The sequence below is a fragment of the Xanthobacter autotrophicus ATCC 700552 genome (assembly GCF_043194565.1).
Lineage (GTDB): Bacteria > Pseudomonadota > Alphaproteobacteria > Rhizobiales > Xanthobacteraceae > Xanthobacter > Xanthobacter autotrophicus_F.
Window position 1 is genome coordinate 14859 of record NZ_JBAFVS010000015.1, and the last position, 13161, is coordinate 28019.

The following is a 13161-nucleotide window of genomic DNA, read 5'->3' on the forward strand; positions in this document are numbered from 1 at the left end:
CAAAGGCGCTCCCGCGGGGCGGCCCTATTTGGCGTCGAGGGGCGGCTGTCCCGGCGCCAGGATGCGGTTCTTCATCAGGTAACGCACCCCGCGCAGCCAGGATTCATCGGTGTTGCCGCGGATGTCCACCTGCCCGCCGCGCACCAGCTTTTCCGCCCCGCCCACCTCCTTCACGCGGAGCGTGAGCGTGAGAATGAGATTGGACACCTTGCGCACCATGCCCAGGACTTCGAGCCGGGCGCCGGCGGCGCCTGCAATCTCCGCCTCGCAGCCGTTGCACTTGTAGAAGGGCGCAAGCTCGGCGATGCGCGCGGCCTCGCCCTCAAGGTCCACCGGCGCCATCTCGCCGGATTCGGCGACGAGCCGGGCCAGTTCCGCATTCACCAGCTTGAGGCGCGCCGCCTGCTCGGCCTGCATCTCGGCGCGGGTATCGAGGGTGTCGTCGAAGAATTCAAAGCCGAACACGGCGGTGGGCACGCCGGCCGCCGCCGCCGGCCCGCAGGCCAGCACCCAGGCGAAGGTCCCGGCCAGGGTCCCGGCGAGGACCAACACTATGGCAAGGCCCGCACCGATACGCCGGGCGGGCTGATGAACGTCGCAAGCACACCACATGGCGCCAACCTTTTCGGCCTGAGGGTGTCACAGCCGGGCGGCGCGTGGCAAGCCGGGAACATCTTATTGTTTTCTTAGATCTATTCGGTTGCGCCCTGCGAATGATGCTGTCTAGATCTTCGCGCGTTCGGACGTCGACCGCCCCGGCCCCTGTTGAACCCATGCCGGCTCAGCGCCACGTTGACCCGGGCCCCCGTTGACTCTGGCCCCATGACGACTTTGCCATCATGACCATTTTGCCACCATGCTGATCTTGGCCCCATGCTGATCTTGGCCCCATGGCTGACGCGCGGGTTTCGCCTGCTGCTTGCGGCCGCCCTGCTCGCGGCGGCACAGATGTGTCCGGGACCCGCGCAGGCGCAGCAGCCCGCCACGGGGGATGCCACAGCGCCCGCCACGGCTGCTGCCGAGGCGAAGCCGCTGGAGATCCGCATCGGCCTCATCACCCGCGCGGTTCCGCCGCCCCCGCTCTACGATCTTCTGGCGGTTCCGGAAGACGAGGCCGTGGCCGGTGCCGAGCTGGCGATGAAGGACAATTCCACCACCGGCCTCTTCACCGGCCAGAGCTTCGTGCTTGAGACCACCACTTTGGCCGAGGACGAGGACCCGGCGGAGGCCGCCCGCGCCCTGATGGCGAACGGCACGCGCCTCCTCTTGGTGAACCTGCCCGGCCCCGAGCTGCTCAAGGTGGCCGATGCGGCGAAGGGCAATGCAGCGAAGGACGATGCAACGAAGGACAAGGGCGCCGTCGTCTTCAACGTGGGCGCGCCCGACGATGCGCTGCGCGCGCAGGACTGCCGGGCCGACGTGTTCCATGTGGCACCGAGCCGCGCCATGCTCACCGACGCCCTGGCCCAGTTCCTTGCCAGCAAGCGCTGGTCGAAGCTGTTCCTCGTCACCGGCCCGCAGCCGGGCGACCTGCTCTATGCCGAGGCGCTGCGCCGCTCGGCGAAGAAGTTCGGGCTGAAGATCGTCGCCGACAAGCCCTGGACCTTCGGCCCGCTGGGGCGCGAGCGCTCCGACAGCATCACCCGCTCCGACGCCCTCGTCTTCAGCCGCGGTGTTGACGCGGATGTGATCGTGGTGGCGGACGAGGCGAACGATTTCGGCAATTACATCCCCTTCCGCACCTTCGAGCCGCGCCTCGTGGTGGGCACGCAGGGCCTCACCGCCTCCACCTGGCATCCGGCGCAGGATGCCTGGGGCTCGGCGCAATTGCAGAGCCGCTTCCTGCGCTCCGCCTCCCGCACCATGCGGCCGGCGGACTACCAGGCGTGGGTCGCCGCGCGCATGATCGGCGAGGCCGCCACCCGCACCAGGAGCGCCGACCCGGCCACCCTCGCCGCCTTCCTGCGCTCCCCGGAGTTCAGCCTCGCGGCCTTCAAGGGCGTGCCGGTGAGCATCCGGCCGTGGGACCAGCAATTGCGCCAGCCGCTGCTGATCGCGCAGCCCCTCGGCATCGTCTCGGTGGCGCCGGAAGAGGGTTTCCTGCACCAGCGCACCCCCCTCGACACCCTCGGCACCGACCAGGGTGAATCGAAATGCCGCCTGAAATGATGCCGCCTGAAATGACACAGCGCGCCAAGCGCCCCCGTCCGGGAGGACCCGTTTCCATGACCCGCCAGTCCGCCACACGCCCCGCGCCGCGCCGTCCCACGCTTCTGGCCGCGCTTCTCGCCGGTGCCGCCGCCCTGTGCGCCGCCGATGCCGCGTCGGCCTATACGGTCTATGTGTCCAACGAGAAGGGCAATTCCATCAGCGTCATCGATTCCACCACGCTGGAGGTGAAGCAGACGGTGAAGGTGGGCCGGCGCCCCCGCGGCATCACCATGAGCCCGGACGGCAAGGCGGTCTATCTCTGTGCCAGCGACGACCACGCGGTGCAGGTGATCGATCCCGCCAGCCTGAAGATCCTGCGCAAGCTGAAGTCCGGCCCCGATCCGGAGCTGTTCGCGCTGCATCCCACCGGCAACCCGCTCTACATCGCCAACGAGGACGACAACCAGGTCACCGTCCTCGACGTGGAGGCCAACAAGGTCATCGCCCAGGTGCCGGTGGGCACCGAGCCGGAAGGCATGGCGGTGAGCCCGGACGGCGGCACGCTGGTGGCCACCTCCGAAACCACCAACATGGCCCATTTCATCGACACCAGGACCAACAAGATCGTCGGCAACGTGCTGGTGGACGCCCGCCCGCGCTTCGCCGAATTCTCCGCCGACGGCAAGCGCCTGTGGGTGTCCGCGGAAGTCGGCGGCACGGTCTCGGTGATCGATCCGCAGACCCGCCAGATCATCAGGAAGATCGACTTCAAGATCCCCGGCGTGTCGAAGGAATCGATCCAGCCGGTGGGCATCCGCATCACCAGGGACGGCAAGCGCGCCTTCGTGGCGCTCGGCCCCGCCAACCGCGTGGCGGTGGTGAATGCCGAGACCTTCGAGGTGGAGAAATATCTCCTCGTGGGCCAGCGGGTGTGGCAGCTCGCCTTCACCCCGGACGAGAAGCTGCTGTTCACCACCAACGGCAATTCCAACGACGTCTCCGTCATCGACGTGCCGGAGCTGAAGGTGGTGAAGTCCATCAAGGTGGGCGGTGCCCCGTGGGGCGTTGTGGTCTCGCCCCAATAGGTGGCAGTCTTCCACGCAGTCTTCCGCGTATCCCGGCCGACTGAAACGGAGCGAAAGCGTAGTGGAAGGAGAGTCGGGATCCAGCGCAGGACTGCTGCGCAGCAGACGAAGCGCCTGCGGCGGATTTTTGCGCTGGGCCCCGGCTCTCCTTCCGCTTTGCGCTCCCCTCGGCCGGGGAACGAAAAACGAGGCGACATGAACGATCAGGACGCACCGGCGCTCGATATCCGCGCGGTCAGCTACGCGTTCGGCACCGGGCGCGCGATGCGGCGGGCGCTGGACGACGTGTCCCTGACCGTGCCCGCCGGGCGCTTCGTGGCGCTGCTCGGGCCCAACGGCGCGGGCAAGACCACCCTGTTCTCGCTGGCGACGCGGCTCTACACCACCCGCGACGGCGCCGTGCGCATCTTCGGCCGCGACCTCGCCTCCAGCCCGTCCGCAGCGCTGGCGGAGCTGGGGGTGGTGTTCCAGAGCCGCACCCTGGACCTCGACCTCACCGTCCACCAGAACCTTGCCTACCACGGCGCCCTGCACGGCCTCGCCGGCCGGCCGCTGAAGGCGCGCATCTCGGCGCTGCTGCATCTGGTGGGCCTCGCCGACCGGCTCAACGAGAAGGTGCGCACCCTCTCCGGCGGGCAGGCGCGGCGGGTGGAGATCGCCCGCGCCCTCATCCATCGCCCGCGCCTGCTGCTGCTGGACGAGGCCACCGTGGGCCTCGACCTCGCCTCGCGCGCCGCCATCGTGGACATCGTGCGCCAGCTGGTGGACGAGGAAGGCCTCGCGGTGCTGTGGGCCACCCACATCTTCGACGAGGTGCATCCGCAGGACGACATCTACGTGCTCGACAAGGGCCGCATCATCGCCCACGGCACGGCGGGCGAGGTGGCCGGCAGCCATCTCGCCCCCGCCCGGCTCAGGGAAGAGGCGCCGGCTCCCGAGGGGGCCACCGCGGCGCTGGAAGCCGCCTTCCGCGCCATGACAGCGGCCCGCGCGGAGGATGCAGCATGACCGACGCCGCGCTGCCGCCCCGCAAGGTCGTCCATCCCATCGTCCGCCCGCTCGGCCTCGCCGGCTATGGGGTGTGCCTTGCCGGCATCGTGAACCGCGAACTGCTGCGCTTCGTGCAGCAGAAGGAGCGCTTCCTCTCCGCTTTGGTGCGGCCGCTGGTGTGGCTCTTCATCTTCGCCGCCGGCTTCCGCAGCGTGCTGGGCGTGTCCATCATCCCGCCCTACGAGACCTATGTGCTGTACGAGGTCTATGTGACGCCGGGCCTTGCGGTGATGATCCAGCTGTTCAACGGCATGCAATCCTCCCTCTCCATGGTCTACGACCGCGAGGTGGGCTCCATGCGGGTGCTGCTCACCAGCCCGTTCCCGCGCTGGTACCTGCTGCTGTCGAAGCTGGTGGCGGGCGTGGTGGTGTCGCTGGCGCAGGTCTATGTGTTCCTTGCCATCGCCCGGCTGTGGGAGGTGGAGATGCCGCCCATGGGCTATCTGGCGGCGCTGCCGGCCTTCATTCTCACCGGGCTGATGCTGGGCTCCATCGGGCTGGTCATCTCCTCGGCGATCCGGCAGCTGGAGAATTTCGCCAGCGTGATGAACTTCGTCATCTTCCCCATGTTCTTCGCCTCCTCCGCCCTCTACCCCCTGTGGCGGGTGCGAGATGCGAGCGAGACGCTCTACCTGGTCTGCCTGCTGAATCCCTTCACCCATGCGGTGGAGCTGGTGCGCAACGCGCTCTACGGCGTGTTCGAGCCGGTCTCCTTCGCCGTCGTGCTGGGCACCACCATCGTTTTCTTTGCCTTCGCCGTCGTCGCCTACGATCCCGGACGCGGCATCATGGGGCGGCGTGGCGGTCCCAAAGGAGAAGCCGCGTGATGCGTTCCGTTTCGCTCGCCCTCGTCGCCGCCGGCGTCCTTCTGGCCGCGTCCCTTCCGGCGCTGGCCCAGCCCAAAGCCGATCCCGACTGGCCCTGCATCCAGCGCAAGGCGCCGGAGATCGACCTGGCCCAGGTGTGGAACGGGCCGGACCCCGCCACCGCCGGCAAGTGGACCGACGACCAGGAGGCCTCGGCCGTCGCCCAGCGGATCGCCTCCCGTCGCACCCCCATGGACGAGGTGGACGTGGTGCTGGAGTTGTTCGCGCGGGAGGCGGGGGCCGAGGCCAACACAAGGCTGCTGCGGGTGATGGCCGGCGCCTACGAGATCATCAACACCGAGCGCAGCCGCGTCATGCACGGCATCGAGCGCTATGCCCGCGGCCAGCAGCGCCTCGCCGACCGCATCCGCGAGGAGGGCGAGAAGCTCAGCCAGGCCAAGGCCACCGCTGTCATGACCAACGTCCCCGCCGACAGCGCCGAGACCAAGACCCTGGACGAGCAGCTGACCTGGGACGCCCGCATCTTCGACGAGCGGGCGCGTTCCCTCACCTATGTGTGCGAGATGCCGGTGCTGCTGGAGCAGCGGGCCTACGAAATCGGCCAGCGCATCGCCGCGCGCATGAAGGGCGGGTGAGGGGCGGCTCCCACCGCTCAAGCGCCGCGCGGGCTTAACCCAGCCCCTGGATGTGCCCGATGAAGGGCAGCTGGCGGAAGGCATGGGCCACGTCCATGCCATAGCCCACCACGAACAGGTCCGGGCAGGTGAAGCCGACGAAATCCGGATCGATGTTCACGGCGCGCTTGCCGGGCTTCTCCAGCAGCACGCACACCAGCACCCGCCGCGCCCCGCGGGCCATCAGCAGGTCCTTGGCGAAGGCCAGGGTGCGGCCCGATTCGAGGATGTCGTCGATGAGCAGCACGTCGCGGTCGCGCACGTCGCTCTGCACGTCCCGCAGGATCTCCACCTGCCCGGAGGAGATGGTGGCCTCGCGGTAGGAGGACAGGTGCATGAATTCCACCTCGGGCTCGAGGCCCGAGCCGTGCAGCGCGCGCAGCAGGTCGGCGGCGAACATGAAGGAGCCCTTCAGCACCGCGACGGCCAGCAGGCGCTCCGGATGGGTGGCGGCAATCTCCACCGCGAGGGAATGGTTGCGGGCGGCGATGCGGTTCTCGTCGTAGAGAACGGTGACGTTGGGCAGGGTCATGGTTCCTCGTCGCAAGATGCGCGAGCATGGGCCTTATGGGGCGGGGCGTCCACCCGGACGATGGGCGGGCGCATCGGCGCAGGCCGTCGCGGGCGTATGCCTCAGGTCGGGCCGCCCTCGAAATCGCCATGCCCGATGTCGCGGTAGCCGGCCAGAACCCGAACGATGTCGATTCCCTCCACAGCCATGCGATAGAAAATCACATAGGCGCCGACCGGAAAGCTGCGGATGCCGTCGCCAAGCTCCGGCCGGGCGCGACCGGCCGCAGGGTTGACCGCCAGAATTCCGGCCGCCTCGCCGATGCGGTCGAGCATGCGGTCGGCCGCGCGCTCGCTGTCGGCGGCGATGAATGTCCAGATCTCGACCAGATCGAGCCCCGCCAGCGGTGAGCGGGTAACCTCACCCCCCACTTGCCGCCCGCCGCTTGCGCGCCTCCGCCTTGATCTCGTCCATGTCGAGCGGGGCAGACGGGCCCGCCGCGAGACCCGCCGTGATGTCGGCCCTCAGCGCCTCCAGCTTGGCCGCATGGAGCGCTTCGCGCTGCTCCAGCAGGCGGAGCCCGTCGCGCACCACTTCGCTGGCGGAGGCGTAGCGGCCGCTTTCGACCAAGCGCCGGACCAGTCCTTCCAGATGGCTGCCCAGCGTGTAGCTCGACGGCATGCGGGTTCTCCTTCCCGCGAAGAGTATCATTTGATGATATCGCATCAACCCGCCTTGGGACCGGACTACCCCGCCGGTGGCGGGACGGCGCGCTTCGTTTATGTTGGGAGCGCACACGTCGCAGGCGATTCGCGGGAAGGAAGGGGCGTTGGTCCGGTTCGAGAATGTCGGCCTGAGATACGGGATGGGACAAGAGGTGCTGAAGGACGTCTCCTTCGGCATCCAGCCCAATTCGTTCCAGTTTCTCACCGGCCCCTCCGGCGCCGGGAAGACCACCCTCATGCGCCTGCTGTTCCTGTCGCTGAAGCCCACGCGCGGGCTCATCACCTTGTTCGGTCGGGATGTCTCCTCCCTCGACCCGGACGAGGTGGCGGTGCTGCGCCGGCGCATCGGCATCGTGTTCCAGGATTTCCGCCTGCTCGACCACCTCACCACCTATGAGAATGTCTCGCTGCCCCTGCGGGTGCTCGGCAAGGAGGAGGCGAGCTACCGCGCCGAGGTGACCGAGCTTCTGGGCTGGGTCGGCCTTGGCGACCGCATGCATGTGCTGCCGCCGATCCTCTCGGGGGGCGAGAAGCAGCGCGCCGCCATCGCCCGCGCCCTCATCGGCCGGCCGGAATTCCTGCTCGCCGACGAGCCCACCGGCAATGTGGACCCGACCCTCGCCCGCCGGCTGCTGCGCCTGTTCATCGAACTCAACAAATCCGGCACCTCGGTGCTGCTGGCCACCCATGACATCGCGCTCATGGACCAGTACGACGCCCGCCGCCTCGTGATCGCCGACGGGCGCCTCTATGTCTACGAATGACGTCCCCCCCGCCGGCAAGCCGCCGGCCGCCGCCGGGCCGGGCGATCCCGCGCGGGCCGCCCCGACAAGCCCCGCGAAGGCAATCCCCACCAAGCCGCGGCCGGAAAAGGCCCGCCCGCCGACCTCCATCGTGCCCTCCTCGACCATTGCCGGGCGAGCGCTGGTGGCGGTGGTGGCCATCATGACCTTCCTCGCCGCCATCACCATCGGCACGGCGGTCGCGGTGCGCGGCACGGCGAGCCAATGGCGCTCGGACGTGACGCGGGAAGTCACCATCCAGATCCGCGCCGGCGACAAGGCCACCACCGACGCCCAGGTGCAGGCCGCCGCCGACATCGCGCGCAAGACCCCCGGCATCGCCGACGCCCACATCCTCACCGGCGAGGAGACCGCCCGCCTGCTGGAGCCGTGGCTGGGCTCCGGCCTCGACCTCAACGACCTGCCGGTGCCCCGGGTGGTGGTGCTGCGCCTCGACGGCGCCGGCACCGCCGACCTCTCCCGGCTGAAGCGCACGCTGACCGACAAGATCCCCACCGCCTCCCTCGACGATCATCGCGGCTGGTCGCGGCGCCTCGTCGCGGTGACCGATGCGGTGATGCTCATCGGCGTGGTGATGCTGGTGCTGGTGGGGCTCGCCACCGTGCTCTCGGTGGTGTTCGCCACCCGGGCGGCCGTGGCCACCAACCGGGCGGTGGTGGAAGTGCTGCATTTCGTCGGCGCCCGGGACGGCTTCATCGCCGCCCAGTTCCAGCGCCATTTCCTGAAGATCGGCACCCAGGGCGGGCTCATCGGCGGCCTCGGCGCGGCGGCGGTGTTCGGCGCCATCGCCGCCCTGCCACGGCTCGGCATCGGCGGCGATCCGGAGCTGCCGACCGTGGTGAGCTGGCTCAATCCCGGCCTGTGGGGCTTCCTCGGCATCGCGGTGGCGGTGGCGGTGGTGGCACTGGCAACCGCCCTCACCTCCCGCGTCACCGTTTACCGGACATTGAGGACGATCACATGAAATCCGGCCGGCGGGAGCGGGAGCGTCCGATCCGTTGCGATCTTCCTCGCCTCCGCCGCATTCCACGGGCATGCTCGGTTTCATGACCATGTCCAACACCGAGCGCAGAACGGTGCGGCGGAAGGCATCCGTGACGGGAAAGACGGAACCGCGGGAGCAGACCCCGGCCCGCCCGCGCAACCTCCTGCGCCGGCTCGTCGTCGCCCTGGTGCTGCTGACGGGCCTAGCGGGCGTGGCCGGTGCGGCGGGATTCCTGGCCTTCACCGCGCGCATCGCCGCCCGTGAGCCGGCGGCGGTGAAATCGGCCGACGCCATCGTGGTGCTCACCGGTGGACCGTCGCGGATCGTGGATGCGGTGGGCCTGCTGGCGGACGGACGCGGCCGCCGTCTCCTGATCACCGGGGTCAATCCCGCCACCACCACCGACGAAATGCGCCGCGCCCTGCCCGATGGCGAGCATCTGTTGGGTTGCTGCATCGATCTCGGCCACCGGGCGCTCAACACCCGTGGCAATGCGCTGGAGGCGGCGGAATGGGCGCGCGAGAAGCGGTTCCGCTCGCTGGTGGTGGTCACCTCCTCCTGGCACATGCCCCGCGCCATGATGGAACTGGGCCGGGCGCTGCCGGACGTGGAGCTGGTGTCCTACCCCGTGGTCACCACCCGCACCCAGCCGGAAAGCTGGTGGAGCGACACCGGAACCCTGAAGCTTCTGGTGAAAGAGTACCTCAAATTCATCATGGCCGCGGTGAAGATCCGTCCGGCCCAGGCGGTGGCCGGCGCCGGCGCGGTCCCGCGCCCCGCGCCTCCCGTCCTGTCTGCCCCGGCCGCCCTCGGGGAGGACCCCAGGCCCATTCCCACTGCCGGGGCCGCCCTGCGGCCTGCGGAGGCGCGGCTTTCGCCCTGATTGCGTCGCTCTCCCCTTGAGTTTGGACGCGGATTCGCCGATCAGGTGGCCGCGCCCTGCAAGATCCGTCGCCCGACAAATGTCGCCCGACGGGCTGCTGGCTCAGGTGAAACGGACCCAAGCGACTGGAGACCCTCGTGACCGGCGTCCTCACGGCCTTCCGCTCGCTGCTCTTCCAGGTCGCGTTCTACGGGATGACGACCCTCTATCTCATCGTCCTGATGCCCCTGATCCCGATTTTGCCGCGCCGGCTGATCTGGAAGTGCGGCGCGTTGTTGTGGGTCGCCACCAACCGCGTGCTGCTGCGGGTGCTGACGGGCATCCGGGCGGAGTTTCGCGGGCTGGAGCACATCCCCGAAGGGCCGCTGCTGATCGCCGCCAAGCACCAGTCGGCGTGGGAGACGTTCGCGCTTTTGCCGCTGTTCCGCGACCCCGCCTTCATCCTGAAGCAGGAACTGATGCGCATTCCCGTCTTCGGATGGATCGCCGCGAAGCTGCGCATGATCCCCATCGACCGCAAGGGCGGCTCGGCCGCGCTCAAGACCATGACGCGCCGGGCGCAGGCGGACATGGCCGAGGGCCGGCAGATCCTGATCTTCCCGGAGGGCACAAGGCGCCCCCCCGGCGCGCCGCCGGACTACAAGTTCGGCGTCGCCTACCTTTATTCCACCCTGAAAGTGCCGTGCCTGCCCGTCGCCCTCAATTCCGGGCTCTGCTGGCCGCGCCGGGCCTTCCTCCTGCGGCCGGGCACCATCCTGGTGGAGGTGCTGGAGCCGATCCCCCCCGGCCTCAGCCGCGCCGCCTTCATGGCGCGCCTCGAACACGACATCGAAACGGCCAGCGATCGCCTCCTGCTGGAAGGGCTGAAGGACCTGGGTACGGCAGCCCCCGCCGACGTTCGCCGGCCGCCGGAACCACAGCCTGATCCCCGTTTTCCACCGCCTGTGGAAAACTCTTGATCGCGGACCCGATATCGTTCTAGTTTCGTTCTCATGAACGCAACTGATTCGCTCCTCGTCCCCCTCGTGGACGCCGGCAACCTCAACGGTTTGAAGCACGGCCTTGGCTCGCGCTACCGCTTCTGGCGCGACGAGAGCGGCGTGCGTCATGTGTTTTCCGTGTACCCTGCCGACGCCGCGCCCGATTATCCCGACGCCCTGGCGGTGGTCACAAGGCGCACGCCGGCAGGCGCCATCGCCATGTGGGCCGGCCCCGCCGGCGAGGCCGCGCGGACCGCCGCGCTGCGCACCCGCGGGGATGAAATCCACATCCATGTCTTCGGCGAGGACGAGACGTCCACGCTCCGCCGCCTCATGGACCGCGGCACTGCCGTTGCGCCCTCCCGGTCCGTCGCCCTACCCCGCTGCCGCAACGACCGCCGCCACGCCGCCTGAGGGCGGTGGAAAGGCGATCTCGCTCGTTTGCCGTTGGTCAAGCCCAGAACGACGTCGGATCGGTAGCCTGAAGCGGACATCCACCCCTCAGGGCAGCGTGTCCTCGTCCGCCGCCGGAAGGTCCGCCGGCGCGCCATGGCCGCCCGCCAGATGGTGGACGATGAAGGCGAGCGCCGCATCGCGGATGCCCAGGCCCTCCAGCGCCTTCACCGTGGCGACCACATAATCCGTGTTCGGCCCCGACTTGCCGTGCGAGCGCCGCACCAGGTGAAGCTGGTCCTGCAGCGTCAGGCCGCGGGCATATTGGGGATGGGCGCGGTTCACCAGATAGGCCACGGCCGGCGCCTCGCGACCGGACCCGTCCAGCAGGCTGATGCGGCGCGTCACCTCCCGATAGACGCCGGAAATCTGCTCCCGCTCGGTGAGATAGGCGTGGGTCTGCGGCCAGTCCGCCGCGGCGACGCGATAGGCGATGCCCCGGCAGGAGCCCCCCAGATCCAGGCCAAGCACCAGGCCCGGCTGTTCCGGCGTGCCGCGATGGTGGAATGAATAGACACACAATGTGCGGTGCGCGCCGGTGAGCCGCGCCTCGCACCGCTCGGCAAAGGCAAAGCCGGGGTTCCACATGAGCGAGCCGTAGGCGAACACCCAGACATCGCCCCGATGGGGCAACCCGCCCGCCGGTACGCCGCCCTTGCCCGCCCCCTGCTTGCCCGCCCCCTGCCCGTCCACCATGGATGCGCCCGACGCTCCAGCCGTGTGTTCAACAGGTTCCGTCACCCAGGCCCGCCGGTGCCCCGCACGAAGCGCTCGGACGTTGACAGAAACGCCAGACCGTCGCCTAACAGCCGGCACCTGCCGCCGCAAGCATGCGCCTGGTCTGCCCTTGGGCGAAACCGGCCGCCGCTCGCGCGCGGCAACCGCTACTGCCCACACGTCGGGCTGTTCGCGCGGCGTGGCCCGCACGGCGGCTCCGACGGCCGCCACTTCCCAGGGACGTTCATGACCGCCACCGACGCCCTTCCCCCCAGCCGCAAGCCGTGGCTCGTCATCGTTCCGGTCACGCTCATCGTGGTGCTCGCGGTGATCTGGAGCGGCCTGTGGTTCTATGCGGCGAACCGCGCCCAGCGCGAGGTTGATGCCTGGATCGGCCGGGAAGCCCAGCTCGGCCGCATCTGGGGCTGCGCCGACCGGACCCTCGCCGGTTTTCCGTTCCGCTTCGAGCTGCGCTGCCAGTCCCCGACGCTGGAGACGCGCGGCGGCGACGCCATGCGCTTCACCGCCGTCTCGGCGCATGCGGTGGCGCAGGTGTGGTCACCGAGCCACATCGTCGCCGAGTTCGCCGGCCCGGCGCGGGTCGAGGACCTCAACACCGGCACCGCCTATGGGGCCAACTGGTCGCTGCTGCAGATGAGCGGCATCGGCGACCTCTCCGGGCGGCCGCAGCGCTTCTCCCTGCAGGCTCACGACATGCGCATCGAGCAGCCGGGAGCGGCCGGGGCGCCACCGTCGCCCCTCGCCACCGCCCGCCTGTTCGAATTCCATGCCCGCCTCGCCCCCGGCGCCGACGGCAAGCCCGACGGGGTGGACTATGCCTCGGGCATGCTCGGCGGGGAGAGCGCTTTGCTCAATGCGCTGGGGGTCACCGGGCCGGTGGACATGACGCTGCAGGGCACCGTCTCCGCCTCGGCGGACCTGCGCCCCATGCCGGTCGCCCAGCGCCTCAGGGCCTGGGCGGCGGCCGGCGGCACGGCGACGCTCGAGCGCTTCGCGGTGACCTCGCCCAAGCTCGCCGTCGCCTCCAGCGGCGCCGTTTCCCTCGATCCGCAGGGGCGGCTCAACGGCAAGCTCGACCTGGGCTTTGCCGGCCTCAACGATCTGGTGAAGGGGCTCGACCGGGCCGGCGTGATCCCGCGCGAGGTATCGCCCATCGTCAGCGCCCTCGCCATGGTCGGCAAGCAGGGCCCGGTGGAAGGGCGCAAGGGGACCACCTTCGCGCTGGGCTTCGAGGCGGGCGCGCTCAAGCTCGCCGGCTTCACGGTGGGCATCGTCCCGCCCGTGTTCTGAGGCCCG

General features: G+C 69.6%; 16 protein-coding genes. 11 read left to right on the plus strand and 5 right to left on the minus strand.

Going from position 1 to position 13161, the window contains the following annotated elements:
- Nucleotides 1–24 precede the first annotated feature (24 nt).
- Nucleotides 25–552 carry a DUF3280 domain-containing protein gene (locus V5F48_RS16090; protein WP_394259521.1) on the minus strand — a complete coding sequence of 176 codons (528 nt, stop codon included), beginning with the start codon at nt 550–552 and terminating at the stop codon, nt 25–27.
- Between the two features lie 321 nt (nt 553–873).
- Between V5F48_RS16090 and V5F48_RS16095 the strand changes: the two genes are divergently transcribed.
- The 5 genes from V5F48_RS16095 (at nt 874) to V5F48_RS16115 (ending at nt 5748) form a co-directional block, all read left to right on the plus strand.
- A complete protein-coding gene (locus V5F48_RS16095; protein ID WP_394259522.1) occupies nt 874–2169 on the plus strand; it encodes an ABC transporter substrate-binding protein in 1296 nt (431 codons plus the stop codon).
- A 56-nt stretch (nt 2170–2225) separates the two neighbouring features.
- On the plus strand, nt 2226–3236 hold the full coding sequence (locus V5F48_RS16100) for a YVTN family beta-propeller repeat protein (RefSeq protein WP_394259523.1): 1011 nt from the start codon (nt 2226–2228) through the stop codon (nt 3234–3236).
- Between the two features lie 195 nt (nt 3237–3431).
- A complete protein-coding gene (locus V5F48_RS16105) occupies nt 3432–4244 on the plus strand; it encodes an ABC transporter ATP-binding protein (RefSeq protein WP_394109953.1) in 813 nt (270 codons plus the stop codon).
- Nucleotides 4241–5113, plus strand: a complete 873-nt coding sequence (locus tag V5F48_RS16110; protein WP_394259524.1) for an ABC transporter permease — start codon at nt 4241–4243, stop codon at nt 5111–5113. Before V5F48_RS16105 ends, V5F48_RS16110 begins: the two co-directional genes overlap by 4 nt.
- Nucleotides 5113–5748, plus strand: a complete 636-nt coding sequence (locus tag V5F48_RS16115) for a hypothetical protein (protein WP_394259525.1) — start codon at nt 5113–5115, stop codon at nt 5746–5748. The genes V5F48_RS16110 and V5F48_RS16115 overlap by 1 nt, the downstream gene beginning before the upstream one ends.
- A gap of 34 nt (nt 5749–5782) precedes the next feature.
- Here V5F48_RS16115 and hpt read toward each other — a convergent pair whose 3' ends face one another.
- From hpt to V5F48_RS16130, 3 genes are all read right to left on the minus strand, one after another.
- The gene (hpt, locus tag V5F48_RS16120) at nt 5783–6319 is read right to left on the minus strand and encodes a hypoxanthine phosphoribosyltransferase (protein ID WP_394259526.1); all 537 of its coding nucleotides are present in this window, start codon (nt 6317–6319) and stop codon (nt 5783–5785) included.
- A gap of 101 nt (nt 6320–6420) precedes the next feature.
- The gene (locus V5F48_RS16125; protein ID WP_394259527.1) at nt 6421–6729 is read right to left on the minus strand and encodes a type II toxin-antitoxin system RelE/ParE family toxin; all 309 of its coding nucleotides are present in this window, start codon (nt 6727–6729) and stop codon (nt 6421–6423) included.
- Nucleotides 6719–6979, minus strand: coding sequence for a type II toxin-antitoxin system ParD family antitoxin (locus V5F48_RS16130; RefSeq protein ID WP_394259528.1), 261 nt, complete (start codon nt 6977–6979; stop codon nt 6719–6721). Before V5F48_RS16130 ends, V5F48_RS16125 begins: the two co-directional genes overlap by 11 nt.
- Before the next feature lie 148 nt (nt 6980–7127).
- On the opposite strand from V5F48_RS16130, the gene ftsE reads away from it, so the two are divergent.
- The 5 genes from ftsE to V5F48_RS16155 all read left to right on the plus strand — a co-directional run bounded on the left by ftsE (nt 7128) and on the right by V5F48_RS16155 (nt 11088).
- Nucleotides 7128–7787 (plus strand): cell division ATP-binding protein FtsE, encoded by a 660-nt coding sequence (ftsE, locus tag V5F48_RS16135; protein ID WP_041574975.1) that lies wholly within the window; start codon nt 7128–7130, stop codon nt 7785–7787.
- Complete coding sequence (locus V5F48_RS16140; RefSeq protein WP_394109958.1) at nt 7774–8790, plus strand: cell division protein FtsX; 1017 nt, start codon at nt 7774–7776, stop codon at nt 8788–8790. The genes ftsE and V5F48_RS16140 overlap by 14 nt, the downstream gene beginning before the upstream one ends.
- 130 nt (nt 8791–8920) lie before the next feature.
- Complete coding sequence (locus tag V5F48_RS16145; RefSeq protein WP_394259529.1) at nt 8921–9694, plus strand: YdcF family protein; 774 nt, start codon at nt 8921–8923, stop codon at nt 9692–9694.
- Between the two features lie 137 nt (nt 9695–9831).
- A complete protein-coding gene (locus V5F48_RS16150; protein WP_394109960.1) occupies nt 9832–10653 on the plus strand; it encodes a lysophospholipid acyltransferase family protein in 822 nt (273 codons plus the stop codon).
- Nucleotides 10654–10686: 33 nt separating this feature from the next.
- Entirely contained in the window at nt 10687–11088 is a 402-nt protein-coding gene (locus V5F48_RS16155) for a hypothetical protein (protein ID WP_394259530.1), read from the plus strand.
- 87 nt (nt 11089–11175) lie between these two features.
- On the opposite strand, the gene V5F48_RS16160 is transcribed toward V5F48_RS16155, so the two are convergent.
- On the minus strand, nt 11176–11868 hold the full coding sequence (locus tag V5F48_RS16160) for a gamma-glutamylcyclotransferase (RefSeq protein WP_394259531.1): 693 nt from the start codon (nt 11866–11868) through the stop codon (nt 11176–11178).
- A gap of 222 nt (nt 11869–12090) precedes the next feature.
- Between V5F48_RS16160 and V5F48_RS16165 the strand changes: the two genes are divergently transcribed.
- Nucleotides 12091–13155 carry a DUF2125 domain-containing protein gene (locus tag V5F48_RS16165; RefSeq protein WP_394259532.1) on the plus strand — a complete coding sequence of 355 codons (1065 nt, stop codon included), beginning with the start codon at nt 12091–12093 and terminating at the stop codon, nt 13153–13155.
- The last annotated feature ends 6 nt before the right edge of the window (nt 13156–13161 follow it).